We start from the raw sequence: 24,253 nt of genomic DNA, 5'->3' as shown, positions 1-24,253 counted from the left end.
CGGTCAGGGTAGCGACGCGGCCACCCTCGGTGGGGGCCTTCGGGTCAGCGGCGCGTGGTGTCGGTGCGGTGGAAGTTCTTGTACGCCCGCGACGGCGTCGGGCCGCGCTGGCCCTGGTAGCGGGAGCCGACGCCCTCGCTGCCGTAGGGCTTCTGCGCCGGGCTGGACAGCCGGAACAGGCACAGCTGCCCGATCTTCATCCCGGGCCACAGCGTGATCGGCAGGTTCGCGACGTTCGACAGCTCCAGGGTGATGTGCCCGGTGAAGCCCGGGTCGATGAACCCGGCCGTCGAGTGGGTCAGCAGGCCCAGGCGCCCCAGGGAGCTCTTGCCCTCGAGGCGTCCGGCCAGGTCGTCGGGCAGGCCGACCCGCTCGAACGTCGATCCCAGCACGAACTCACCCGGGTGCAGCACGAACGGCTCGCCGTCCGGCGTCTCGACGCCGGTCGTCAGCTCGTCCTGCTGCTGGGACGGGTCGATGTGGGTGTAGCGCGAGTTCTGGAACACGTGGAAGAACCGGTCCAGCCGCACGTCGATGCTCGACGGCTGGAGCATCTCGGCGTCCCAGGGGTCGAGCACGAGACGGCCGGACTCGATGTCCTTGCTCAGGTCTCCGTCGGAGAGCAGCACCGGGGCAGCGTAACGGCCGTGCCCGCGGCGTTAGGCGCCGGAGGACTCCACGCCCGGCCCGTCGGCCCCCGGGCGGGGCCTGCCGTGACCGCCGGACGGCGGGGGCGTGTCGTCGACGGGCAGCCGCGGCGACCGGCTGAGCCCGAACATCCACGCGACGGCCTGCTCGGCGCGCGCGGCCTCGAACCCGTCCGACGGCGTCGGCAGGCGTCCCTGGTCGCTGTGCAGGATGTGCCCGACGGCGGTGGCCGTCTGGCTCGCGGGAGTGCTGCGGATCGAGTCGCCCGGTTGGGGAACGTAGGGACCGTCGACCAGCACGCCGATCGACCCCATCCCCGGGGCGTCGACGACGAGCTCCGGCGAGTCGCTGACCAGCACCGTCGCCGCACCCAGCAGGACGAGCTCGTCGGACAGGTCCAGCTCGGGCACCACCGTCACGCGCGGGTGTGTACCGAGGGCGAGCGCGGGCTCGGCGGTCGCCAGCATCCCGGTGACGACGACCTCGACCCGGGCGTGCCGTTCCAGCAGGTCCGGGAGCGCGCCGAGCACCGGCAGCGACGCCGCCCGGGTCAGGTCGACGAGCACCAGGCGGCGGTCCTTCTCCTGCATCCGGGCGAGCGCGTCGGCGCATCCGGGGTCCTGCGGGGCGGGCAGGGAGTGGATGGTGTCGCCGATGGTGAGCACGTTCGGGCCGAGCGGGCTGCCCAGGGCCGAGCCGCTCGTCGTCAGGAACAGGGAGGCGAGCTGGCCGATCACCCGGCGCTGCGCCTCCTGCGGGAACGGGCAGAGCAGGTCGTCGGTACCCATCCCGGCCTGCATGTGGACGACCGGGATGCGGCGCCAGAACGCCACGGTGGCCGTCACCGAGGCGGTCAGCCCGCCGCCGTGGATCAGCACCGCCGACGGGTCCTGGTCGACCATCAGCCGGTCGAGCCGCACGAGCAGGGCGGCCGCGACCTCGGCGACACCGGCCTCGGGATCCGTGGGCGCCAGCAGCGTGATGTCGGTGTCGACGCCGAGCGCCTCGAACGTCTCGTGCACGGCCATCGGGTCGACGCCGGTCGCGACGGTGATCCCGCGGATGCGGTCCGCGCGGGCGAGTGCGCCGGCGACCGGGGCGAGGCGGGCCACCTCGGGGCGGCTGCCTGCGACGAGCAGGACGTCGTGCTCGTGGTCGTCCAGAACCGAGTTCTCACCGGTCAACGGATCGAACACACCCATCTGGATCCTTCCGGCCGGGGAGCGGCGACAACACGAACGAGTGTCGCAAGCCGGGGCCGAAACTGCGACCAGCTGTCGCCAGGTGGTCGGCGGCTGGGCCGATCGGGTGAGGAAGGGGTCCGCCGACGCCCGAGGCGCGGAGTGCTAAGGTGATCGTGCACCGTGCGGATGTAGTTCAATGGTAGAACATCAGCTTCCCAAGCTGAATACGCGGGTTCGATTCCCGTCATCCGCTCAGAGCACGAAGGCCCAGGTCAGACGGCATGTTCCGTCCCTGGGCCTTCGTCGTTCCCGGGGTTCTCCGGGCTCCTCCGTGCTTTCCGCGTGCTATTTCGCGGTTCTGCGTGCGACCACACACGCCTGCGGCACCTGCGCGGCGGCACTGCGCTCCTCCGGGGCGCGCACCAGCCGCAGGACGACATCGAACCCGTTGTCCGCCAGCAGTGCCGCGACGTCGTCCGGGTCGAGGCGGTGGAACTCCAGCTCGATCGCGTGGCCGAACGCCTCGTCGCGCCGGTGGATGCCGGTTCCGGCCTGGAAACCCAGCGCGAGGTAGCCGCCCGGGCGCAGCGCGCGGGCGAACCCGGCGACGACGCCCGGCCGGTCGCCTGCCGGGACGTGGATCAGCGAGTACCAGGCGACCAGCGCGGCCAGGTCGCCGTCCGGGACCGGGAGCCTGCTCATCTCGCCGACGTCGAAGGTGATCCCCGGGTGGGCCCGGCGGGCGAACCCGACCATCTCCGCGGACAGGTCGATCCCGCGGACGTCGAGGCCGTGCCCGGCGAGGAACGCCGTCACCACCCCGTGCCCGCAGCCGACGTCGAGCGTCCGCGCGTCGGGGTGGTCGCGGCGCACGCTCTCAGCGAACCCGGCGAGCACCGCCCGGTCGTAGGGGGCGTCGTCGAACTCGGTGCGGAACATGTCCGCGCACACCTCGGCGATGGCGTCGTAGCCCGCTCTGGTCCGGGTCAGGTGTCCGGGCTCGCTCACCCGGCGGAGCCTACGACGCCTGCGCCGCCGCGTACTCGTCGTCGCTGACGTGCCGTCCCCAGGTCACCGCGCTGCCGGACTCGTCGACCTGCTGGATCGCGGTGTGCACCATGAACCGGTTCGGCGCGGCGCCGTGCCAGTGGTTCTCGCCGGGCTCGAAGAAGACGCGGTCACCGGGGCCGATCAGCTCGACCGGGCCGCCCTCCCGCTGGCAGGCGCCGAACCCCTCGGTCACGAAGATCGTCTGGCCGTGCGGGTGGGTGTGCCATGCGGTCCGTGCCCCCGGAGCGAAGTGCACCGACGCGGCGGCGACCGTCGAGTTCGCGGCCGGGGACGCGACCGGGTCGATGTGGACGTCGCCGGTGAACCAGTCACCGGGGCCCTGCTGGGTGTCGAGGGTGCTGCTGCGCGTGATCTGCACGGCACCACTCTGCTCCGGCCGAGGTGCCGGAGCACGCCGGGGCCGGTGCTCAGGCCAGGCCGCGGGGCTCGCGCCGCACCCACCAGGTCAGCACGCCGCCACCGGTGAGGATCGGGATCGCGGCCAGCACGACCGGGCCCGCGAGGACCGCGACTGCTCCGAGGACCTCCATCGCGACGCCCGCGACGAACCCGGACGTCACCGCGAGGGAGTTCGCGCGCTCGGCGCCGATCGGCCCGCCGGCCAGCCACAGCCCGGTCCGCGCGACCCCGCCCACGAGCACACCCATGACGATCCCGAGCACGATGGCGCGGGTGGGCAGCGCGGCGCCACCGGCCAGCGCGAGCGGTACCGCGAGAGCGGTGAGCACGGCGAGCATCAGGGCGCGGACGGGCCGCCGCAGCGGCTGGGCAGGGAACGTCACATGGACGGATTCTCCACCTGATGACCTGCGGTTTCCATGTAACGTGCGTGACGTCCGGATCACCGGGATGTTGCACGGCGGGTGGTCGTCCGCTGCCCCGCGGTGCACGTGTCGCCACGGTCGTCGCCGAGGGGCGTGACCCTGTCGCGCTCCGTACAGCTGCTCAGTACAGCTTCTGGGCGTACGACGGGCCGTAGTACTCCTCGATCCTCTCCAGCGGCTCGTCCGGGCGGGCCAGCTCCTTCGCGATCCGCGCGACCGACGGCAGGGCGTCCTTCTCCGGCCAGCCGGCGGTGTCCCACAGCTCCGAACGCAGGAACGACTTCGGGCAGTGGAAGTAGACCTGCGCGACGGTGACCTCGAGCGCGAGCAGCGGGCGTCGTCCGCGGACCGCGAGCAGGTCGAAGTACGGCGCGTCGCGGACCAGCCGGGCGCCGCCGTTGATCCGCAGCGTGTCGGTGCGCCCGCCGACCAGGAAGATCAGCCCGACGTGCGGGTTCTCCAGGACGTTGCGCCACCCGTCGACGCGGCCGTTGCCGGGACGCTCCGGGATCGCGACCGTGCGCTCGTCGACGACGTGCGCGAAGCCGGCCGGGTCGCCCTTGGGGGAGACGTCGCAGGTGCCGTCCGCACCGGAGGTCGCGAGCAGGCAGAACCGGGAGGTCTCCAGCCACTGCCGGTGCACCGGCAGGATCCGGGCGCGTTCCTTCGCGATCGCCGGGCCGGACGCCTCGCCGGTGATCTCCTGCAGCTCGGCGAGGGTGCGGATCTCGGTCCCGGTGCTCTCCGGTGCAGCGGTCATGGCTCCACGGTAGGCAGCGACCGTCGCGTCGTCGTCTCGTTTCCCGCTGCCGTGCGCTCAGCGGTGCGCGGTCGTGCCCTCCGGGCCCGAGGTGTACGACAGCTTCTTGGCGAAGCAGTCGTCCGGGCCGAATCCCTGTGCGGCGCACCAGGAGTTGGCGCCGTCGGCAGTGCTGAAGGGCTGGGCGACGACGACCACCCAGTACCCGCCGTTGCGGAACACCGGCCAGTCCTCGGAGCGCAGCAGCGCGGCATCCGGGTACTGCGCGGCAAGGCCCCGGTACTGGGCGAGGATCGCGCCGGAGTCGTAGACGATGCCGTTGTCGGTGGTGCCCGTCTTCTTCGACGACAGCTGCGGCACCCAGTAGCCGGCCGCCTGCGCGACCCGCGGACCGTCGAGCACCACCTGGGAGGCGAGCTCGACCTCGGCCGACGCGGCCGGAGCCACGACCGGAGTGCTCGGCGGCGCGGCGGCCGGAGCGACGAACGGCGAGGCGACGGCCGGGACCGGTTCGGCGGTACGGCCGGGCACCAGGTCCGGGCCCAGCACCATCAGCGCGGCCCCGGCCAGCAGGATCGGGACCACGACGAGAACGGCGGCGAGCCACGGCGTCGCGCTGCGGTGCCGGGCCGGGGCGGCCGGTGCCGGGTACCCGAGCCCGGCCGGCGGCTCGTAGTTGTACGACGGGTGGACCGGGGCCCCGTAGGCCGGGTGGGCCGGTGCGCCCGCCGTCTCGTACATCGCCTCCCTGCGGTATGCGCGCTGCGGCGGGATCCCCGGGACCGTCGCCGTCCGCTGCTGCGGGACCACGACAGGCTGCTGCTGCCCGCACCCCACGCAGTAGGACAGGGCGGGCGAGAGCTCCGCTCCGCACCGGCACCGCTGGTTCATCCGCTTCCCCCCGACGACGCGTGCGGCCGGTCGGTCCGGCCGTCACACCCGGGTCATCGGGGTCCCGGACCCGCCGTTATCGGTACGGCGGCCCGGTTCGGGACAGTTCATCTCTTTCGATGAGGGGAACTCAGGCCTTCCCTGCCAGCAGCTCCTCGGCCGACCGGGTGCCCCCCGTGCGTCCTGAGAACTGCATGCAGCGCCAGTGACGGCGCTGATCGAGCGGCGATTGAGCGGGCACGATCAATGGTCGGTGCAGTTCGGCGGGGCTGGCTGCGTCGATGGTGAGGCGCTGCTGCCGACCCCGACACCGCCCGCACCGCCCTGGCCGCCCTCCTCGACACCGACGAGACCGGGGCGCAGGCGGTAATCACGCTGCACTGGTCGGCCTTCACCCGAGCGCGCCATCAGCATGTGCAACGAGAGCTCGACGAGATACGGGCCTACGTCCGCGCGCTCGAGCAGGAACCCGGCACACCCAGCGGCAGCTGACCCAACCCGCCCGACCCGCGATCGACGGGACTGTCACTCGAACGTCGTGCACCTCAGCGGACGGGTCTCGTGAGACAGTGTCTGCGCAGCTCACGGTCGTCGGATTGGCACGCTCATGAGCGCCCAGTAGGGGATCCCCAGCGGGACGGGCCATGGACCCCCGGCGCTTCTACGCGACGTGGGCGCACTGACGCGGAGCGAGGGACGGAGTCGGTGTCAGCGGTCGGCGGTCCACGACGGGCCAGGCATTCCCCGGTCGCCCGCGGCGATCAGCGCACCGATCGCAGGGACCGTCCAGCTCGGCGAGCGAGGCAGCGCGGTCACGAAAGGCAACGACCAGACCAGGAACCCCCAGCCGAGCCACGCCGGGACCCGCTGCCCACGCTGCACCGACCACACGACGTGCGCCCCGAACGTCAGCACCGGGACGCCGAAGCTGCCCAGTGTGCGCCAGAACGCGTCCGACCGTCTCGCCGTGTCGAGCGTCGTGGGTTCGTCCAGAGTGAATGTCGACCACCACCCGTCGTCGCGGGCCCGCTCTAACTCGGCGCGGTGGGCCAAGGGCGCGGCGACCACATGCACCGCCCCGAACACGACGGCAAGCCAACCGCCAGCCGCGGTCAGGTATCGGCGGCGGGTCGAGTCGGATCCCATCGTGCCTCCATGTGTACGGATGCGTATGGATCGGACCGTACCAGCGTTTGTACGCTCCCGTACATGCCGGCGACCGCGCGGACCCCCCGCAGCTCGTGGATCGAGGAGGGACTACGCGCGCTGGCCACGGGCGGACCGGACGCGGTGCGGGTCGAAGCGCTCGCGCGCGCACTCGGTGTGACCAAGGGCGGCTTCTACGGCTACTTCACCGACCGCACCCACCTGCTCGGAGAAATGCTCGACGCGTGGGAGCGTCGCAGCGTCGACGACGTCATCGCGCAGGTCACGGCGGAGAGCGGCCAGCCACTCACCCGAGCGCGACGGGCGGCTGACCTCACCTTCTCCCCTGCGCTGCTGCCGGTCGACCTGGCCGTACGCGACTGGTCCCGACGAGACCCGACGGTCGCCGCGCGCCTGCGTCGGGTCGACAACGCGCGGATGGAGTTCTTGCGCGACCAGTTCCGGTCGACCATCAGAGATCCCGACGAGCTGGAGGCCCGCTGCCTACTGGCGTTCTGCGCCGCCGTCGCGGACGACCTGATCGCCGTGGATCATCCACTACGCAGCCGGGAGGAGGTCATGGACCGCGCCGCCCGCGTGCTGTTCGACTGAGCTCGCCGAGCGCCGCCTGAAGTCCCGCATTGTCACTCGACCGTCGTTCCATACAAGTGGGAGTTCGAAGAAGCGGACCGAGTCAGATCAGGGAGAGGCCAAGTCAGAACGCTGAGAGAGACGCACAGGCGAAACGGAGTGCTAGTGGAAGGTTCCGGGCGGGGGAGCGAACGATGGAAGCAGCGGCGGCGAGGCGGAGCGGGAGGTCCGGGATCGTGCCGATGCCATCGCAGCAGCAAGCGATCGTCTCGATGACTGATCAGGCCGAGCGTCGACGGCGGGAGGACGAGGCGTTCGCGCGCTACGCGCGAGCCGACCGAGATGCCGAGCAGATCGTTGCCGACCGGGACGGGGTGATCGCCGAGCTGGAGCAGCGCCGTGGTGTCCAGTGCGACTGTTATGCCCTCACCGTCGGTATGTCGAGGACAGTCCGCTGCGGGGTTCGGACCCCGGGCCGCGGACTACGGGCATCCGCACGGTCGGAGGATCAGCGAGGACATCGGCTCCGGCCGGAGCGGGACACTGTGGCGGCGCGGCAATCAGGCCGATCCGTGCGTATCCGAGGAGCAACAGGGCGCTGACCGCCACGACCGCGGCCCAGATCAGCCCGTACTCACCCGACGACGCATTATTCAGACCGTGCAACACCGCCGGTACGGCGAGGCCGACACCGGAAATCGCCAGGACCGGCCCGGGCTCGCGGTAACGCACTGCGAGGCCGAGGAAGTATCCGGACAGCCCCGCCCAGCAGGCATGCACGATGGGGTCGGTCAGAAGGCGCCAGACGAGGATGACGCCGGTGGTACTCGGCTGATGGTTTGCGTAGTCGATTCCTTCCACAGCCCCGAACACCAACCCGCTCACGGTTCCGAGATACAGGAACTCACGTGGGCCGAGCATCTGGCGGACCGGCCGGTGGAACAGCACCAGCGCAGCGACGGGGAGAAGCTTCGCCAACTCCTCGGGAACAGCCACCGTGACGATCCCCAGAACCAGATTGTCGTACCGGGGGGCGTCGAGTGCCCGTTCCAAGGCCAGCGCCAGCGGCCCCCCGACGACAAGCGCGACCGCCATCACAGTGAGGACCAGAACCACCCGGATCCGTGCGGGTGCGATGAGCGCGCGCAGCACCAGGAACCACGCCACTGCGAAGTAGATCCCGAACACCGCCTTCGACAGCCCCTCGTCTCCCGACGAAGTCTCCAGGCTCATCGCGAAGGGCGGAACCGCGAGAAGTGCGACGAAGCCCCAGGTGACCGGGTTACGGAACTGAGGGTTCCGCAGCCACGCGCGAAAAGGGAACAGCACGGACACCGGAGGCAACGAGACGCGGGCTGCCTGGTGGCGGGGGTGTGCGGGCGCGGTCACCGGTGCACCGTCGTTCCCTGCGGGCCCTCGGTGTTCGAGAGCTTCTTCGCGAAACAGTCGTCGGCGCCGAAGCCCTGCGCAGAACACCAGGCGTTTGCCTCCGCCGCGGTCGAATAGGGCTGCGCGACGACGACCACCCAGTAGTCGTCGTTCTTGAAAACCGGCCAGTCTCCAGACCAGAGCAGCGCCGCGCCGGGATACTGCGCCGCGAACGCCTGGTACTGCCTGAAAATCGCCTCCGATCCGTACGTGACACCCCCATCCGTCGTTCCCGGTTTCTTCGACGAGAGCTGAGGGACCCAGTAGCCGACTGTCGCAGCGACTCGTGTGCGATCTCCGGCAGCCGCGTCGGCCAGCTCGGACTCCGCGGACTGCGGGACCGGAGCAGTCGCGGTCGGAACCGTGGCCGGGGTCGACACGGGAGCCGATGCAGGTACCACGGGCGCCGACGCCGGAACGACCGTCCGGGTCGAGGTCGGGAACAGCTCGGGACGCAGGACGAGTAGCGCGGCACCGGCGAGCAGGACGGGCACCAGCACAAGAGCGGCGGCGAGCCACGGGAGCTCCGCCCGACGCGGCGGGTACTGCGTCGGGGCCGGGGCCCAGCCGGCTCCCTGTCCGCTCCATGCGTACTGTGCCTCGGGCGAGTACGTCGCCACCGGGGTGGGCGCTCCACCCCGAGCCGGGACGGCGGTCACCGGAGCTCGACGCTGCTCCGGAATCCTCGGACGCTCCAGGCCGCACCCCGCACAGAAGTGCAGGGACGGCAAGATCTCCGCCCCGCACCGGCACCGCTCGCTCATGTCTTCTCCCCGACGACGCGTGGCCGGTCGCTCCGGCCATGACACCGATCCCATCGGAGTCCAGGACCTGCTGTTATCGCGAGTACTGGGCCGAACAGCGCAGATCATCTCTTTCGATGACTAGTCGTAACGGCCCAACGCGAACGTCCGAAAGCCGGGCATCGCGGGCACATCCGGTGCGCGCCGATGTCGGGGACGTGACCAGATGACGAGCACTCGCGAGCCGTACCAGCAGAGCTGGATGCCCGAGCCGGGACAGCAGCACCAGGGAGTTCCGCACGCGGCCGGCTTCTCCGGCCCGCCCTGGTACGGCGGCCCGCCGCCGGCCGGCCTCCACGGCCCGATGGCTGCCGCTCCACGCCACCGGGCCGGGTGGATCGCGCTGGGTGCGGTCGGCCTTCTGCTGGCGATCGTGATGGTGAGTGCGTACGCCGCAGCCCACCGGACGATGACGGTCGACGGCGACGTCACCCTGAACGTCAGGTGGAGCTCACTTTCCCCGGGCGTGGGCTGCGAGGGGAGGAATGGTTACTCGTTTCTTCAGCCCGGCGCTCCGGTGTCGATCTACAACGCCTCCGGCGATCTTGTGGGCTCGACGACTCTCGGGGCCGGCATCACGAGCTACCAGGGGAACGGCTGGTCCTCGTCGTACGCCGACACCTGCACCTTCCACTTCACGCTGACCGACGTCCCGACCGGAGACGACTATTATCGAGTTGCCGTCGGCAGCGGCACCGCCGCCGGTGTCCCGTTCACCCGGACCGAGCTCGAGACCTCCGGCGCCTCCCTGTCGTACGGAAACTGAGGTCAGCCCGACACCGCTCCGCCGCGAGCTCACGACCGGCGCCCCACCAGCTCGAACGGCGCCGGTTCGTCGAGTAACCGGGGGGATCGTCGAGCAGCGCCTCCGCGGTCTCCCGTGTGCCTGAGGCGGGCGGTCAGCGGGTACGGGCTCGACGCACCGTCGGTCAGGCCTTCCCTGCCAGCAGCTCCTCGGCCGACCGGGTGCCCGGCTCCTCCCCATGCGACGCCATCTCCTCGGCCACCCGCAGCAGCGCCGCGTTCACCGGCGTCGGCACGCCGTGCGCGGACCCGAGCGCCACGATCTCGCCGTTGAGGAACCGGGCCTCGATCGAGCCGGTGCCACGCTGCAGGCTCTGCCACGACGACGAGCCCCGCCGCTCCTGCCCGGCGACCGGCCGGTCGACGAGGATCCCCTCGTCGCGGACGCGCTGGTCCTCACCGGTCCGCGCGACGATCCCGGCGGCGTCGAGGACCGTGCGGCCCTCGGCCGTCAGCGCCTCGGCCAGCGCGGGGAAGCCGGGGTCGTCGCCGCCGCAGGCGGCGTCCGCGGCGTTGGCGAGGTTGGTGAGCAGCTTGCCGTACTTGGCCTCCATGACGGCCGGGTCGGCGTGCGCGGAGAACCCGGCGGCGGCCAGATCCGCGGCGATCGCCTCGCTGACGTCGTCGGTGCCGGTCGGGTAGGTGCCGACGTCGAGCACGCCCGGGACCGGGCCGGACGTCACGACGACCACGCCCGGCTCGTAGTGCTCGGCGGGCAGGATGACCAGCACCGCCTGTACCCGTGCGAAGCGCTGCGCGGCGGCCCGCTCGTTGCCGACGCCGTTCTGCGCGCACGCGACGACCACGTCCGGCGCGACGGCGGCCAGCTCGTCGAGCACCGCGACGGTGTCCTGCGACTTCACCGCGAGCACGGCGACGTCACCGATCCGCCAGTCGACGTCGCGCACCGACCCGACGGCCGGGACGGGCACCGTGCGGGAACGGTCCGGGTCGTCGAGCCGCAGCCCGCCGTCGCGGATCGCCGCGAGGTGCCTGCCGCGCGCGACGAGCACGACGTCCTGGCCCGACTCGTACAACCGGACGCCGATCGTTCCGCCGACCGCACCTGCACCGATGATCACGTAGCGCACGTGAGCGATCTTCGCTCAGCCGTCGTGCGCCCGCACCAGCGACACCGGGGCCTTCCGCCGCCAGGACTCCTCGATCAGCTCGGAAAGCTGGTCGGAGCCGATCCGCGTCAGGTCGACGAGAACCGCGCCGTGGCCGTCGTAGTGCGGGGTGGTGAAGAACGCGCGGTCACCGGAAGCCAGCAACGCCGCTTTCTCGTCGAGGCCACAGAAAAGAACCAGCCCACCCTCGGCCTCGGTCCGCAGCCGGGCGAATCCCTTGCCCCGCACCTTCAGCGCGGGAGTGCGGTAGGAGGTCGACTCCTCGACTCCCGGCAGCGCACACCCGATCCGTACGACGTCGTCCCAGCTCGGCATGCGCCCAGTCTGGCGCCGCCGGGCGGCCGGTGGCGTGGAGGAATCGGAGGCCCGGCCCCTCAGAGGTGCGTCGCGAGGAAGTCGTCGACGGCGGCCCTGCCGTCCGCGACGTACTCGTCGGCCTTCCACCGCTCCACCAGCTGCGCGCCGGGGGCCACCTCGGTCAGCGTCCGCGAGACGGCCTCGGGGTGGAACTCGTCGCCGCCCATCAGGACCAGCCACGGCGTCGCGATCCGGGCGAGTGCCTCGTCGGGCACCGAGAACAGGATCCCGCCACCGGCGAACATGTTGTGCCGGAACGAGTCCCAGGTCTCGGCACTCGCCTCGGGATGGTCGTCGGCGATCTCGTCGCGCCAGCCGTCGAACATCTCCTCGAAGCGGTGCTGGTTGTTCTCGCGCCCGGTCGGCTGCAGCGTGACGGCGGCCCGGATCCGCTCCGGCGCCGTCACGAGCAGGCTCGCGGTGTAGCCGCCGCCGATGCACATGCCGAACACCGCGAACTCGGTGACGCCGAGGTGGTCGAGCAGGGCGAGCTGGTCGGCGGTGTAGACCGGCCAGCCGTCGGAGGCGTGGACCTCGGCGGTGGACTCGCCCGCGTTGCGCTGGTCCATCGCGATGACCCGGTACCCGCGTTCGACGAGATGGGTCCGCGGGTCCCACGGCGCCTTCTCCCAGAACGAGGCGGCCGAGCGCATCCCGCCCGGGGCGATCAGCAGGATCGGGAAGCCCTCGCCGTGATCGGTGTAGGAGATCGAGACGCCGGGACGGGAGAAGGTCGGCATGCCCGCCACGCTAGGACACGCGCGGCGGTGTCCGCTTCTCCGGACGGCGCCGGGACAGGATCGCGGTGCCGGTCACGGTCAGCGCCAGGCCGAGCAGCAGGAACGGCACGAAGCCGGGCCGGATGGTGTCGTCGAGCAGCAGGATGCCGACCATCCCGGGCACGACGACCTGCACGACCATGTAGAGCGCGGTCACCGTCGCGACGTCGCCGAGCTGCAGGGCGCGCGCGTAGTTGTAGAGCCCGGTGACGGCCATGCCGGCCAGCACGTAGATCAACGGCTCGCCGAGCAGCCCGACGACCGACGTGCTCTCCGAGACGTGCAGCGCGCGGATGCAGACCGAGCCGCCGCCGAGCCCGAGCCCGGCCAGCAGCGCCGACGGCCACGGCCTCGTCTGCTTGTGCACCGCCAGCGTGACGCCCATGAACACGACCAGGGCCGCGATCAGGACGGTCACGGTCTGGGCGTGGTCGGTCAGCGGCGCCTTGCGCTCGGTGCCGGCGCTGGCCGCGACCAGCGCGAGCCCGGCGATGCTGAACCCGATCGCGAAGCGATGGACCGGTCGCAGCCACTCGCCCCGGAAGTACCGGGCGTAGAGCGCGGTCATCGCGATGGCACCGGCGAGCGTGGCCTGCACCGCGAAGATCGGGATGAACTGCAGGGCCACGACCATGCACAGCCAGGTCAGCAGGTCCATGCCCAGCCCGCCGATGAACCGGGGGCGGGTCATGACCGCGCTCGTCCTCCCGCCCTGGCTGGCCGCGTCGGCCTGCAGGATGGCGGCGCCGGTGCTGCAGAACATCGCCAGGACGGCGAAGGTCATTCCGATCAGCACGTGCGGCTCCGGACCGGGTTGGAGATGGCGACGGAGATCGTCACCCCCGCGATTGTGTCCTACCGCTACCGCGCGGCGGCGGGCCGGGCTGTCGGCGCTGCCGGCGCAGGCCGCTGCTCGGGGACACCCGCGACGCCGGACACCGAGGACAGCTCGAAGAAGCCGCTCATCAGACCGGTGCTGGGCTGCTCGCCACGCTCGGCGGCGGTCCGCCAGGGGGAGGCTCCGGCCCGCTCCTCGCGGCGCTCGACGAGCACCGCCCGGGGACGCTCCGTGACCACGATCACCGCGACCGTGATCGCGACGCCCACGAACAGCGGGCCTCCGACGAGCAGCACAGGCCACCCGAACGCCAGATACGCCACCACCAGCGCCACCGCCGACATACCGACGACCGCCCCTGCCAACCGCTTCACGACGTGTTCCCCCCGACCCCGTGTCCGTCGCGTGATCGTCTGAAGTTTTACCACGTCAGAGGGGGTACGGGACGCGCGGGGTCGGCACTTGCCGATCACATCTCGCGCACGATGGGATAACGGTGCCGCCCCGGGCGCGGTGCACGGTTCGGGGCCGGGCCGGCGCGGGGGCTCCCGGTTCCACGCCGGCCCGACGCACCCGATCATCCCGCCCCCGTCCCCCGCCGCGGGGAGGTGGGGGGTGACTCGGCGCAGTCGCGTCTGTGCCAGGGGTGACAACCGGTGCTGCACAACTGGATCGATCAGGCATTTCGGGACGCTCCGCGCCGCATGCGCCGTCCCGTTCGGACGGAGGGCAGGATCACAGGAGTGACCGAGGAGAGGTGCGACACGTGACCGGCGCGGTGTGGGCGATCGTCCTGGCCGGGGGCAGCGGCAGCCGGTTCGGCCGGCTCAAACAGATGGAGGAGCTGGCCGGGCGACGCCTGGTCGACCACACCGTCGCGGCCGCGCGACGCACCTGTGACCGGGTCGCGCTCGTGCTGCCCGCCGGGGTCGAGTGGGACGGTGAGCCGGTCGATGCGCCGGCCGTCGGCGGCGAGCACCAGGCGGTGTCGCTGCGCAACGGGCTCGCGGCCGTCCCGGACGACACGGAGATCCTCGTCCTCGCCGACCCGGCACATCCGCTGGCCGCGGACCGGCTGTTCACCGACGCGATCGCCGCGGTCCGGGCGGGCGCCGACGCCGCGGTGCCGGTCGTCCCGATGCTCGAGGTCGTGCAGCGGGTCGTCGACGGCGTCGTGCAGGAGACGCTGCCCAAGCAGGACACCGTCCTCGCCCAGTCCCCGCAGGCGTTCCGGGCGGACGTGCTGCGCGCCGCGCACGCCGACGCGCCCCGTCCGGTGGAGAACTCCGGAATGCTGGCCGCGCTCGGCCACCGGGTCGTGACGGTGCCGGGGGACCCGGCGAACCTGCACGTCGCGAGCCCGGAGGACCTGGCGGTGGTCCGGCGCCTGGCCCGCTGAACCGGCGGCGCCACGCTCAGCGGTTCGCGACGCCTGCCGGGTCGCCGCCACCGGGAACCGGGGTCCCCGGTCCGGACAGCAGCCGCTGCCATGCCGGCCCGTCCACGACGTCCGGGACGCTCTCGGTGTTCCGCGCCGCCGCGAGCACCCCGACCGCCCGAACGACGTCGTCCCCCGGGACCCCCGGGCCGCCGGGGACACCGGAACCCTCGGCGCCACGCCCCCCGCGTACACCCGCGGAACCGAGCCGCACGGGGCGCGCCAGCAACGGCCAGGACAGTCCGCCGAGCACTCCGGTGCCCGCGTCGGCGCCGCAGGCGCCGCAGACCGGTCTCCCCGCCCGGTGGGCCCGCTGCAGCGCGGTGACCGCGGCGCCGGTGCGCGCGTCGTAGCGGCCGTCCGGCCTGCCCCGGTAGAAACCGCTGTCGCGCAGCAGGTACTGCGCGGCCTCCACCGCCGGGCCGCGGTCGCCGCCACGCAGGGCCGGCCACCCGGACCGGACCACCTCGGTACGGGACACCCGTCGCCCCATCAGCGACGCGACCTCGCGACGCAGCCGGGGCAGCGCGGCGTAGAGCCGGTCGCCGGGGCAGAGCGTGTCGCGGAAGTCGCGGTGCCCGTAGAGCTCGGTGGGGGCGATCCCGTACTTGTCACAGATGTAGGCGCACGTGGCGCGCAGCGAGTGCCACAGCATCGGCGTCGGGGTGGCGCCGGTGTAGGTGCCCTCGTTCTCGATGCCGATCGCGATCACGTTCTGCCCGGGCGAGTGCGCGCCCTCGACGACGCGCCGACCGCGGTTGAGCTCACCGAGGCTCCACAGCCGCCCCTCCATGACGTGGCCACCGCGGGAGATCGTGAAGTGCTGGCCCGAGTCGAGCCAGCCGTTGTGGTCCATGTGGTAGCGCTGGATGCCCCGCGCCAGCGCGTGCGCGGCGGGCACGCCGTAGTCGGTGCCGTTCGGGCCGGCGGTGTGGTGCACCAGGATCCGGATCGGGCGGACATCGTGGATCTGCGGCGGTGACGACGGCGGCCGCGCTCCCCACTCGAAGCAGCGCGCGATGTAGGGCGCGGGCACGCCCTCGGCGTGGGCGAGCCCGTCGCCGACCGGGCCCGGGACCGCGGGCGGGCCGGGTGCGACCGGCGGGCCCGGTGGCGGGACCGGTGCCCGGCCGGGGGCGCCCGTCGACGCGAGCGCCCGCCCGGGTCCGGCCGGCAGCCCGGTCAGCGCGGCCCCGGCGACCAGCGAACCGAGCAGCACCCCGCGCCGGCTCCACGCACGTCCTGCCCCGTCCATGCCCGCCTCCACGCCGCCGTACTCACCCCATGCGTCACCTCATCCTCGTGCGCAACACACGTTTCACGACGAGGCGCGCCGGAGGGTCACCCGGAGATACCCGGCACGACCGGTACCGGAAGGGCCTTGAAACGGTTACCAGCGAGTAATACTCTGGCGTCAGTTACCGGCCGGTAAGTTCGATCGGCCCTGGCAGAGTTGCGGGGAGTACGGGATGGGCCACTACAAGAGCAACGTGCGCGACCTCGAGTTCAACCTCTTCGAGGTCTTCTCGGTGCAGGACCACCTGGGCACCGGACCGTTCGCCGACATGGACGCCGACACCGCCAGGGGCGTGCTGTCCGAGCTGTCGTCGGTGTGCACCGGGCCGCTGGCCGAGCACTACGCGACGATCGACCGGAACCCGCCGGTCTACGACCCCGCGACCTTCTCGGTCACCACCCCGCAGGAGCTCAAGGACGCCTACAAGGTCCTCTGGGACGGCGAGTGGTGGCGGCTGAGCCTGCCGAACGAGCTGGGCGGCATGGGCGTCCCGCCCTCCGTCCAGTGGGCCGCCGCGGAGATGATCCTCGGCTCGAACCCGGCCGTGTTCATGTACATGACCGGCCCGAACTTCGCGTCGATCCTGCACCGCAACGGCACCGAGGACCAGAAGCGCTGGGCGCAGCTGATGATCGACCGCGGCTGGAGCGCGACGATGGTGCTGACCGAGCCCGACGCGGGCTCCGACGTCGGCGCCGGCCGCACCAAGGCGGTCGAGCAGCCCGACGGCAGCTGGCACATCGAGGGCGTGAAGCGCTTCATCACCTCGGCCGAGCAGGACTTCACCGAGAACATCATGCACCTGGTGCTGGCCCGCCCCGAGGGCGCGAAGCAGGGCACCAAGGGCCTCTCGCTGTTCCTGGTGCCGAAGTTCCACTTCGACTCGCAGACCGGCGAGCCGGGCGAGCGCAACGGCGCGTTCGTGACCAACGTCGAGCACAAGATGGGCCTCAAGGGCTCCACCACCTGCGAGCTGACGTTCGGGGCGCACGGCACCCCGGCCCAGGGCTGGCTGCTCGGCGAGGTGCACGACGGCATCGCGCAGATGTTCCAGGTCATCGAGTACGCCCGGATGATGGTGGGCACCAAGGCGATCGGCACGCTGTCCACCGGCTACCTGACCGCGCTGGACTACGCCAAGGAGCGCGTCCAGGGCGCCGACCTCACCCAGATGACCGACAAGACCGCGCCGCGGGTCACGATCACCCACCACCCCGACGTCCGGCGCAGCCTGATGCTGCAGAAGGCCTACGCCGAGGGCATGCGCTCGGTGTACCTCTACACCGCCGTCCAGCAGGACAAGATCCGTCTCGGCGGCGAGGACGCGGAGCTGGCCGAGAAGGTCAACGACCTGCTGCTGCCGATCGTCAAGGGCGTCGGCTCCGAGCGTGCCACCGAGCAGCTGGTGCAGTCGCTGCAGACCCTCGGCGGCTCGGGCTTCCTGCAGGACTACGCCCTCGAGCAGTACATCCGCGACGCGAAGATCGACTCCCTCTACGAGGGCACGACCGCGATCCAGTCCCTGGACTTCCTGTTCCGCAAGATCGTGCGGGACAACGGCCAGGCACTCGCGTTCGTCGCCGGCGAGGTGCAGGCGTTCCTCGACTCCGACGCAGGCAACGGCCGCCTCAAGGAGGAGCGGGCGCTGCTCGGCACGGCCCTGCAGGACGTGCAGGGGATGCTCGGCTCGCTGACCGGCTACCTCTACGCCTCCGCCGAGGACGTCACCAACCTCTACAAGGTCGGCCAGCACACCGTGCGGCTGCTGCTGGCGGTCGGCGACCTGCTCGTCGGCTGGCTGCTGCTGCGCCAGGCGAGCGTCGCGCTGGAGAAGCTGGGCACCGACGGCCTCTCCGCCAAGGACCGGTCGTTCTACGAGGGCAAGGTCGGCGTCGCCTCGTTCTTCGCCAGGACCGTGCTGCCTCGCCTGACCTCGGACCGCGCGGTCGTCGAGAACGCGGACAACGCGCTGATGGAGCTGGACGAGGCCGCGTTCTGATCCGGCCCCACCGACGACGAAGGCCCGGCCCCGGGACTCCCGGGCCGGGCCTTCGTCGTGTGGGCTGCTACGCCGTCAGCTGCCGCACTTCACCGTCGGGTGCGGGTTGTACTTCACCGTGCGGGTGTGGCTCTGCGTCTCCCCGGTCTGCACGTTGCGCATGGTCCGGGTGTCGGTCGAAGTGAAGCCCGGCTTGCCCTCGCTGGGCTGGCACTCCTGGCCCGGCGGGATCGTGACGACCTGCGGCTCGGTCGGGTCGGACTTCGGCCCGGTCTGGGAGCTCACGTCCCACATCTTCTGGCCGAGGAACTTCACGGTGACGTTGCTCGGCGTCCACGACGTCTTGATCAGCACGGCGGTGGGCCCGTCGTTGCGGAACTTGACGTCGATCAGGTTGTTGAAGACCGTCGCCTCGCGCGCCACCGGGTAGCGGCTGATGTAGAAGCTGTGCTCCTTGTGCTCCACATCGGTCATCCCGGCGAAGTAGGAGGCGTTGTAGAGCGTGGTGGCCAGCTGCGAGACACCGCCGCCGACGCCGCGGGCGGGGTGGCCGTCCTCGATGATGCCGGCGTCGACGTAGCCGTTGGAGGCGTCGCGCGGGTTGGTGACGCCGTTGAGGCTGAACGTCTGGCCGGGCTGGACGATCTGGCCGTCGATGGCCTCGGCCGCACGCTTGATGTTCTGCCCGGAGTCCTGGGCGAACCCGCCCGTGGTGAACGAGCTGATCTCCTTGGCCTCGCCGAGGGACTGCAGGTCCTGGGTGGTGATCTCGGCCGGCTTCGTCTCGTAGATCGCCGGGACCTCGTGCTTGCCGGGGCCGGTCAGCACCGGGAGCACGTTGGCGAAGGTCTTGGCGTAGTCGATGCCCCGCCCGTCCTGCGACGGGACGACCTTGGGCGGGGTGGCCCCCAGGTCGAGACGGGCGTCGACGCCGGGCTTCTCGGTGCCCTTGAGCTGGTCCTCCGCCGCGTCCTCGAGGATCTTGTCGCTGACCTTCGGGACCAGCTTGGTCGCGCCGTCCGGGTCAGGGCTGAAGCTCAGCGCCTTGGCGACGTCGGCCGGCTGGATCGTGGCCGTCGCCCCCTCGCCGGTGACGGTCAGCGGCGACGCCACGGCCGGGCGGGCGACCTCGTCGACGGCCTTCTGGACGTCCTCGGGGGTGGTCCCGGCCGGCTGGGTGCTGACCGGCAGCTGCACCGGAGCACCGGAGGCCCAGTTCTCCTCGACCTCGCCGACGGCGGCGTTCACGTCGAGCGTGTGGCCCGGCTTCGGCGGGACGGCGACCGGGTTGGCACCGTCGAAGCGGACCGCGCCCTCCTCCGGCTCGGAGTTGACCAGCGGGGACAGCTGCTCCAGCGCGGTGCGCACGGCGCGGTCGTCGGCGGTGTTGACCACGCCGACCTCGCGGTTGGTGAAGAACGAGCTGATCCGGGTCACCGGGTTGAGCGGCTGGCTGCCGGCGTCGTCCAGGGTCTTGCGGTAGTCGACCTTCAGCCCCGACGCCTTCGGGTCGATCTCGGTCCGGACGTCGCCGGCCTGCACCGGCACCGGCTTCGAGGTGCGCGGCTCGATCGCGCCCTGCAGCTTCTCGGTGGCCGCGGCGCGGGACAGCCCGCCGATCTGCTGGCCGGCGACGGTGACGCCGCGCGGCACGCTGCCGGAGCTGAACACCAGGTCACCGGCGTAGCCGAGCCCCAGGACGCCGACGGCCGCGGCCGCGACGATCAGGCCGACCGGGCGCTTGCGGCGCCGCCCGCCGTCACCGTTGTTGCCGTTGTCGTTGTTGTCGTTGCCGCCGTCGTCCCCGCCGCCACCGGGGCCGCCCGGGCCGCCGGGACCACCGGGGCCGGGTGCGGGCGCGGATGCCGGGGCGTCGCCGCCCAGGACCGCGGTGCCGCCGTCGGCACCGACCCGGGGGAGGACGTGGGTGCGCTGCTCGCTGAGCGGGATGCCCTGCGGGCCACCCGGCGAGCCGGTGTTCTCGCCGGCCGGGGACTGACGATCGGGCATCGGGGTTCCTTCCGCGCTCGGGCAGCTCGGGCGGTTCCGGCCGCCGTCGGGGATCGGCGACCGGAGGGACGGGCCCTGGGGTGGAGGCCGGTCCTGTGCTCGGTGCGTGTGCCGGCGACGGCGTACAGGTCGCGTTCGCGCATCACCGGGCAGGCGACGCCCTGGACCTCGACCTCGTGCTGGTCGTCGGCGGCCGTCAGGACGCGGTCACGCGGAGGAATGCTACTGGCGGCCGGTCCGGGCCCCGGCAGCACCCGGCGCCGCGACACCGGCGTGCGAACCGGCCCCCGGCACGGCGGGATCCGCAGGGGTCCCGGAACGTGGAACGCCCCGCGGCTGCATCGGGTCGGGGGTCCGGTGCTGCCGCGGGGCTCACAGAGGACGTCGTCGCAGGCCCCGGCGGTGTTACACCGGCCGGAAAAGATCTTCGAAGATCATGTGTTGGCGAGCAGGTACCGGCCGAAATGCGGGACGGTGAACGCGATCTGGCCGCGCTGCGCGGAGTACACGAGACCCTTCTTGAGCAGGCTGTCGCGGGCCGGGGAGAGCGACGACGCCCGTCGGTCCAGGTGCTTGGCGACCAGCGCGGTCTCGACCGGGAGGTCCTCGCCGTCGGTCAGCTCGGCCATGGCGCGCAGGTACTCCCGTTCCGCCGGGGTGGCCCGCTCGTAGCGGGACCCGAAGAACCCGACGGCCAGCTCGGCCTCGGCCTCGGGTGCGGCCATCGCGACGTCCGGCACCCCGATCGGGCTGGTGGGTGCGGCATCCCAGGCGGCCTTTCCGTAGGCCTGGACGAAGTAGGGGTAGCCGCCGGAGCGGACGTAGAGGTCGTCGAGGGCCTCCTGGTCGAACACCGCGTCCTCGCGCTCGGCCGGGGCGATCAGCGCGAAGTCGGCGTCGGCGCGGTCGAGGCGGTCGATCCGGGAGTACTTGAACAGCCGTTCCGAGTAGGACTTCGACGCCGACAGCACCGCGGGCAGGTGCGGCAGCCCCGCCCCGACGACGACGAGCGGCTGACGGGCCTGGGACAGCTCGTGGCAGGCGGCGCACAGCGCCGACACGTCCTCGGGCCGCAGGTCCTGCATCTCGTCGATGAGCAGCGCGATCCCGGAGCCGACGTCCTGGGCGAGCTCGGCGACCTCGGTGAACAGCTCGACGAGGTCGATCTCGATGTCCCCGGAGTCGGCGCGGCCGTTCTTCACCGGGACGTCGATGCCGGGCTGCCAGCGTTCGCGCAGCTTCGCGCCGTCCGGGGCCGACCGCATGGCGAACGCCTTGAGCACACCGAGGACCTCGTCGATACGTTCCGGGGCACGGTGCCGGACGGCGAGATCGCGGATCGCGCGGTGCAGCGCGGCGGACAGCGGCCGGCGCAGGTCGGCGTCCGGGCGGGCCTCGATCTTCCCGGCGCCCCAGCCTGCGTGCATCGCCATCGAGCGCAGCTCGCCGAGCAGCACGGTCTTGCCGACGCCGCGCAGCCCGGTCAGCACGAGGCTGCGCTCGGGGCGGCCGCGCGCGACCCGCTCGAGGACGATCTCGAACGCGTCGACCTCGCGGTCGCGTCCGGCGAGCTCGGGCGGGCGCTGCCCGGCGCCGGGGGCGAACGGGTTCCGCACCGGGTCCATGTCTGTGACGGTATCCGCCGGTCTTGCGCGAGCCGTAGACGTGACTATGCGACGCGCGGCGTGTCGCCGGCTCTCACCCGTGCGGCCCAGTGGACGACGCCTCACGGCCCGGTCACGGAACGTGAGTTGAGCATTGCGCACGACCGACTCCCACGGGCCCAGCGCGCCGCCCGTGCCGACCCTGCGTAGAGGCCGGCAGCTGAATCACATCGGTGTCGTCACGATGGAGTGGCCTCCACCCCGACCCCTGGTCACGACCCGCCTGAGCAGCGACACTGGGTCGCGTACACCCGCAGAAGCGCCGATCCCGCAGGGGAAGGGACCATCGTGAGCCGCAACCGTGGACGGCACCGCGCCGTGCAGGTGCACCACTCGACCCTCCGCATGCGACCCATCACACAGCGTGTACGACGGAGCCGGTGGGACGGGCTCCGCGCGCTCCTCGTGACCGCCCGCCCCAGCTGGTGACCTCCCCGCGCCGGGGTCAGGACTCCCGGCGCGGACCGTCGACGACCTCGCCCTCGACGATCTCCCCCTCGACCACCGGACCCCGGCCGACCGCCGGGGCCGGGCCGCGGCCTGCCGGCTCGTCCGGCACGACCTCGCCGTCGACGACGGTGGCGCCGTAGCGGATCCGCGCCGTGCGCAGGCCCGGCGAGCGGCGCTCCGCCGCGCCGACCAGCCTGCGCCGCACGATCCCGCGGATCGGCGGCACGAGCAGCAGCAGGCCCAGCACGTCGGTGATCAGACCGGGCACGAACAGCAGCACACCGCCGAGGGCGACGAGCAGGCCGTCGGTGGCCTCGGAGTGGGCCAGCTTCCCGCGCTGCACCGCCGTGGCCAGCGCGCGGGCGGCACGGATGCCCTCCCGCCGGGCCAGGGCGAGCCCCAGCAGCGACCCGGCGAGCAGGACGAGCAGCGTCCAGCCCAGCCCGATCCACGACGCCAGCGCGACGACCGCCAGCACCTCGAGCACGACGTACAGCAGCAGGAACGGCATGCCCTCTCAACGCACGGGCACGCCGTTCTGCTCCCGTTCCGCCCGGATCGTCCCCGGACGGAGCAACCTCACCAGGTGAGCGCGATCCCCGGGTCCTCCAGCAGGGCGCCGACGTCGGCGAGGAACTGCGAGCCCTCGGCCCCGTCGACGACCCGGTGGTCGAACGACAGCGCCAGCTGACACACCGTCCGCACGGCCAGCTCGCCGTCGACGACCCACGGCGCCTGCTTGATCGAGCCGACGGCCAGGATCGCCGCCTCGCCGGGGTTGAGGATCGGCGTGCCGGTGTCCACGCCGAGGACGCCGACGTTGCTGATCGTGAACGTGCCGCCGACCAGGTCCGCGGGCGCCGTCTTCCCCGCGCGGGCCGTGTCGGTGAGCGTCGACAGCCCCTCGGCCAGGTCGCGCAGGCCGAGCCGGTCGGCGTCGCGGATCTTCGGGACGACCAGCCCGCGCGGGGTCGCCGCGGCGATACCGAGCTGCACCCGCTCGTAGTAGACGATCTCGCCGGCCCGCTCGTCCCAGCTGGCGTTGACCGCGGGGGTCCGGGCGGCGGCCAGGCAGACCGCCTTCGCCACGAACGCCAGCGGGGTCAGCTTCACCCCGGCGAACGCCCTCGACGCCTTCAGCCGCTCGCGCAGCGCCATCGTCTCGGTGACGTCGACCGACAGGAACTCGGTGACGTGCGGGGCGGTGAACGCGCTGGAGACCATCGCGGCCGCGGTGGCCCTGCGCACGCCGCGGATCGGCTCGCGCCGGTCCCCGGAACCGGCCGGGCGCACGGGTGCGGGCGCACCGGCCCCGTTCGCGGGTGCCGCGGCTCCGGCCCCCGTTCCGTCCACACCGGAGGCCGCACCGGCAGCCACACCCGGCGACGCAGCACCCGACGACGCCGCACCCGATGACGCGGCCTGCACGTCGTCGCGGGTGATCCGGCCGTGCGGACCGGAGCCGGTGATCGTCCGCAGGTCGACGCCCAGCTCCCGGGCCAGCATCCGGACCGGCGGCGGGGCGAGCGGCACGGCACCGGCGGTGGGGCCCGCGTCGGGGGTACCGCGGCTGCCACCGTCGTGCGGGACCTCTGCGGCACCCTCCTGCGCGGCACCCCCCTGCACGGCGCCGGCCGGCTGCGCCGGCGCGGTCGCGGCGGGGGTGTCCGGCGCGACCGGGTCCCCGGCCGGTACCGCGGGGGCTCCCGCGACCGGCGGGAGCGGCCCGCCCTCCGGGGCAGCGCCGCGGCGCGGGCGGCGCTTCGCCGACCCCTGCCGCGGCCCGTACCCGACGAGCGTGGCGATCCGGCCGTCCTTGCCCGCCTCGCCGATCTTCGCGCCGCCGTCCGCGGAACCCTCCGCCGGCGACTGCTCCGGCGAGGACGCCGCACCACCGGCGGTGTCGATCGCGATGATCGGCGTCCCGACGGTCAGCGTGACCCCGGGCTCGGCCAGCAGCTCCTGCACCGTCCCGGCCCACGGCGACGGCAGCTCCACCGCGGCCTTCGCCGTCTCGATCTCGACGATCACGTCGTTCACCGCGACGGTGTCGCCCGGCTGGACCCGCCAGGTGACGATCTCGGCCTCGGTCAGTCCCTCGCCCACGTCGGGAAGGTTGAACAGCTCGCGCACGGGTCTCC

24 protein-coding genes and 1 tRNA gene are annotated in these 24,253 nt (G+C 72.4%); 5 read left to right on the top strand and 20 right to left on the bottom strand.

The window, feature by feature from the left end:
* Positions 1-44: 44 nt before the first annotated feature.
* Together dcd and ACLE50_RS00430 are read right to left on the bottom strand one after the other, a co-directional pair.
* Positions 45-629, bottom strand: a complete 585-nt coding sequence (dcd, locus tag ACLE50_RS00435; protein WP_410941310.1) for a dCTP deaminase — start codon at positions 627-629, stop codon at positions 45-47.
* Between the two features lie 30 nt (positions 630-659).
* Entirely contained in the window at positions 660-1,850 is a 1,191-nt protein-coding gene (locus tag ACLE50_RS00430) for a UDP-N-acetylglucosamine 2-epimerase (protein WP_410941309.1), read from the bottom strand.
* A gap of 164 nt (positions 1,851-2,014) precedes the next feature.
* On the opposite strand from ACLE50_RS00430, the gene ACLE50_RS00425 reads away from it, so the two are divergent.
* Positions 2,015-2,085, top strand: a tRNA-Gly gene (locus tag ACLE50_RS00425).
* Between the two features lie 92 nt (positions 2,086-2,177).
* On the opposite strand, the gene ACLE50_RS00420 is transcribed toward ACLE50_RS00425, so the two are convergent.
* The 6 genes from ACLE50_RS00420 to ACLE50_RS00395 form a co-directional block, all read right to left on the bottom strand.
* Positions 2,178-2,840: a class I SAM-dependent methyltransferase gene (locus ACLE50_RS00420; RefSeq protein ID WP_410941308.1), complete on the bottom strand. Its 663-nt coding sequence runs from the start codon at positions 2,838-2,840 to the stop codon at positions 2,178-2,180.
* Positions 2,841-2,850: 10 nt separating this feature from the next.
* Positions 2,851-3,261, bottom strand: coding sequence for a (R)-mandelonitrile lyase (locus tag ACLE50_RS00415; RefSeq protein WP_410941307.1), 411 nt, complete (start codon positions 3,259-3,261; stop codon positions 2,851-2,853).
* A gap of 49 nt (positions 3,262-3,310) precedes the next feature.
* Positions 3,311-3,685, bottom strand: a complete 375-nt coding sequence (locus tag ACLE50_RS00410) for a hypothetical protein (RefSeq protein WP_410941306.1) — start codon at positions 3,683-3,685, stop codon at positions 3,311-3,313.
* Between the two features lie 163 nt (positions 3,686-3,848).
* Positions 3,849-4,487, bottom strand: coding sequence for a pyridoxamine 5'-phosphate oxidase family protein (locus ACLE50_RS00405; RefSeq protein ID WP_410941305.1), 639 nt, complete (start codon positions 4,485-4,487; stop codon positions 3,849-3,851).
* Positions 4,488-4,544: 57 nt separating this feature from the next.
* Positions 4,545-5,228 (bottom strand): hypothetical protein, encoded by a 684-nt coding sequence (locus tag ACLE50_RS00400; RefSeq protein WP_410941304.1) that lies wholly within the window; start codon positions 5,226-5,228, stop codon positions 4,545-4,547.
* Positions 5,229-6,086: 858 nt separating this feature from the next.
* Entirely contained in the window at positions 6,087-6,524 is a 438-nt protein-coding gene (locus ACLE50_RS00395; protein WP_410941303.1) for a DUF6463 family protein, read from the bottom strand.
* Positions 6,525-6,587: 63 nt separating this feature from the next.
* Between ACLE50_RS00395 and ACLE50_RS00390 the strand changes: the two genes are divergently transcribed.
* A complete protein-coding gene (locus tag ACLE50_RS00390; RefSeq protein WP_410941302.1) occupies positions 6,588-7,136 on the top strand; it encodes a TetR/AcrR family transcriptional regulator in 549 nt (182 codons plus the stop codon).
* A gap of 405 nt (positions 7,137-7,541) precedes the next feature.
* Here the strand turns inward: ACLE50_RS00390 and ACLE50_RS00385 are convergent, their stop codons facing one another.
* On the bottom strand, positions 7,542-8,450 hold the full coding sequence (locus ACLE50_RS00385) for a PrsW family glutamic-type intramembrane protease (protein ID WP_410941301.1): 909 nt from the start codon (positions 8,448-8,450) through the stop codon (positions 7,542-7,544).
* Between the two features lie 50 nt (positions 8,451-8,500).
* Positions 8,501-9,037, bottom strand: a complete 537-nt coding sequence (locus tag ACLE50_RS00380; protein ID WP_410941300.1) for a hypothetical protein — start codon at positions 9,035-9,037, stop codon at positions 8,501-8,503.
* A 475-nt stretch (positions 9,038-9,512) separates the two neighbouring features.
* Here ACLE50_RS00380 and ACLE50_RS00375 point away from each other — a divergent pair, with 475 nt between their 5' ends.
* Positions 9,513-10,112 carry a hypothetical protein gene (locus tag ACLE50_RS00375; protein WP_410941299.1) on the top strand — a complete coding sequence of 200 codons (600 nt, stop codon included), beginning with the start codon at positions 9,513-9,515 and terminating at the stop codon, positions 10,110-10,112.
* Between the two features lie 163 nt (positions 10,113-10,275).
* On the opposite strand, the gene ACLE50_RS00370 is transcribed toward ACLE50_RS00375, so the two are convergent.
* The 5 genes from ACLE50_RS00370 to ACLE50_RS00350 form a co-directional block, all read right to left on the bottom strand.
* Positions 10,276-11,241, bottom strand: coding sequence for a ketopantoate reductase family protein (locus ACLE50_RS00370; protein ID WP_410941298.1), 966 nt, complete (start codon positions 11,239-11,241; stop codon positions 10,276-10,278).
* A 15-nt stretch (positions 11,242-11,256) separates the two neighbouring features.
* Entirely contained in the window at positions 11,257-11,595 is a 339-nt protein-coding gene (locus ACLE50_RS00365) for an MmcQ/YjbR family DNA-binding protein (protein ID WP_410941297.1), read from the bottom strand.
* A 59-nt stretch (positions 11,596-11,654) separates the two neighbouring features.
* On the bottom strand, positions 11,655-12,377 hold the full coding sequence (locus tag ACLE50_RS00360) for an alpha/beta fold hydrolase (RefSeq protein WP_410941296.1): 723 nt from the start codon (positions 12,375-12,377) through the stop codon (positions 11,655-11,657).
* Between the two features lie 10 nt (positions 12,378-12,387).
* Positions 12,388-13,212: a hypothetical protein gene (locus ACLE50_RS00355; RefSeq protein ID WP_410941295.1), complete on the bottom strand. Its 825-nt coding sequence runs from the start codon at positions 13,210-13,212 to the stop codon at positions 12,388-12,390.
* Between the two features lie 65 nt (positions 13,213-13,277).
* Complete coding sequence (locus ACLE50_RS00350; protein ID WP_410941294.1) at positions 13,278-13,628, bottom strand: hypothetical protein; 351 nt, start codon at positions 13,626-13,628, stop codon at positions 13,278-13,280.
* A 392-nt stretch (positions 13,629-14,020) separates the two neighbouring features.
* Between ACLE50_RS00350 and ACLE50_RS00345 the strand changes: the two genes are divergently transcribed.
* Positions 14,021-14,653, top strand: a complete 633-nt coding sequence (locus ACLE50_RS00345; RefSeq protein ID WP_410941293.1) for an IspD/TarI family cytidylyltransferase — start codon at positions 14,021-14,023, stop codon at positions 14,651-14,653.
* 16 nt (positions 14,654-14,669) lie between these two features.
* Here the strand turns inward: ACLE50_RS00345 and ACLE50_RS00340 are convergent, their stop codons facing one another.
* A complete protein-coding gene (locus tag ACLE50_RS00340) occupies positions 14,670-15,947 on the bottom strand; it encodes a peptidoglycan recognition protein family protein (protein ID WP_410941292.1) in 1,278 nt (425 codons plus the stop codon).
* 214 nt (positions 15,948-16,161) lie between these two features.
* On the opposite strand from ACLE50_RS00340, the gene ACLE50_RS00335 reads away from it, so the two are divergent.
* On the top strand, positions 16,162-17,988 hold the full coding sequence (locus ACLE50_RS00335) for an acyl-CoA dehydrogenase (protein WP_410941291.1): 1,827 nt from the start codon (positions 16,162-16,164) through the stop codon (positions 17,986-17,988).
* 75 nt (positions 17,989-18,063) lie between these two features.
* Here the strand turns inward: ACLE50_RS00335 and ACLE50_RS00330 are convergent, their stop codons facing one another.
* The 4 genes from ACLE50_RS00330 to ACLE50_RS00315 all read right to left on the bottom strand — a co-directional run bounded on the left by ACLE50_RS00330 (position 18,064) and on the right by ACLE50_RS00315 (position 24,245).
* Complete coding sequence (locus tag ACLE50_RS00330; protein ID WP_410941290.1) at positions 18,064-19,998, bottom strand: VanW family protein; 1,935 nt, start codon at positions 19,996-19,998, stop codon at positions 18,064-18,066.
* Positions 19,999-20,432: 434 nt separating this feature from the next.
* Complete coding sequence (locus ACLE50_RS00325) at positions 20,433-21,623, bottom strand: ATP-binding protein (protein ID WP_410941289.1); 1,191 nt, start codon at positions 21,621-21,623, stop codon at positions 20,433-20,435.
* Positions 21,624-22,107: 484 nt separating this feature from the next.
* Entirely contained in the window at positions 22,108-22,623 is a 516-nt protein-coding gene (locus tag ACLE50_RS00320) for an FxsA family protein (RefSeq protein ID WP_410941288.1), read from the bottom strand.
* Between the two features lie 68 nt (positions 22,624-22,691).
* Positions 22,692-24,245 carry a dihydrolipoamide acetyltransferase family protein gene (locus ACLE50_RS00315; protein ID WP_410941287.1) on the bottom strand — a complete coding sequence of 518 codons (1,554 nt, stop codon included), beginning with the start codon at positions 24,243-24,245 and terminating at the stop codon, positions 22,692-22,694.
* Between the last annotated feature and the right edge of the window lie 8 nt (positions 24,246-24,253).

This window comes from Pseudonocardia phyllosphaerae, assembly GCF_046546475.1.
In the GTDB taxonomy this organism is placed as follows: domain Bacteria; phylum Actinomycetota; class Actinomycetes; order Mycobacteriales; family Pseudonocardiaceae; genus Pseudonocardia; species Pseudonocardia phyllosphaerae.
This window is presented reverse-complemented; position numbering and strand designations above follow the sequence as displayed.

Coding starts and splice junctions, on each gene's coding strand:
- ACLE50_RS00430 (WP_410941309.1), bottom strand. CDS start 1,850: ATGGGTGTGTTCGATCCGTTGACCGGTGAGAACTCGGTTCTGGACGAC.
- ACLE50_RS00390 (WP_410941302.1), top strand. CDS start 6,588: ATGCCGGCGACCGCGCGGACCCCCCGCAGCTCGTGGATCGAGGAGGGA.
- ACLE50_RS00335 (WP_410941291.1), top strand. CDS start 16,162: ATGGGCCACTACAAGAGCAACGTGCGCGACCTCGAGTTCAACCTCTTC.
- ACLE50_RS00360 (WP_410941296.1), bottom strand. CDS start 12,377: ATGCCGACCTTCTCCCGTCCCGGCGTCTCGATCTCCTACACCGATCAC.
- ACLE50_RS00400 (WP_410941304.1), bottom strand. CDS start 5,228: ATGTACGAGACGGCGGGCGCACCGGCCCACCCGGCCTACGGGGCCCCG.
- ACLE50_RS00325 (WP_410941289.1), bottom strand. CDS start 21,623: ATGGACCCGGTGCGGAACCCGTTCGCCCCCGGCGCCGGGCAGCGCCCG.
- ACLE50_RS00330 (WP_410941290.1), bottom strand. CDS start 19,998: ATGCCCGATCGTCAGTCCCCGGCCGGCGAGAACACCGGCTCGCCGGGT.
- ACLE50_RS00320 (WP_410941288.1), bottom strand. CDS start 22,623: ATGCCGTTCCTGCTGCTGTACGTCGTGCTCGAGGTGCTGGCGGTCGTC.
- ACLE50_RS00395 (WP_410941303.1), bottom strand. CDS start 6,524: ATGGGATCCGACTCGACCCGCCGCCGATACCTGACCGCGGCTGGCGGT.
- ACLE50_RS00405 (WP_410941305.1), bottom strand. CDS start 4,487: ATGACCGCTGCACCGGAGAGCACCGGGACCGAGATCCGCACCCTCGCC.
- ACLE50_RS00340 (WP_410941292.1), bottom strand. CDS start 15,947: ATGGACGGGGCAGGACGTGCGTGGAGCCGGCGCGGGGTGCTGCTCGGT.
- ACLE50_RS00375 (WP_410941299.1), top strand. CDS start 9,513: ATGACGAGCACTCGCGAGCCGTACCAGCAGAGCTGGATGCCCGAGCCG.
- ACLE50_RS00365 (WP_410941297.1), bottom strand. CDS start 11,595: ATGCCGAGCTGGGACGACGTCGTACGGATCGGGTGTGCGCTGCCGGGA.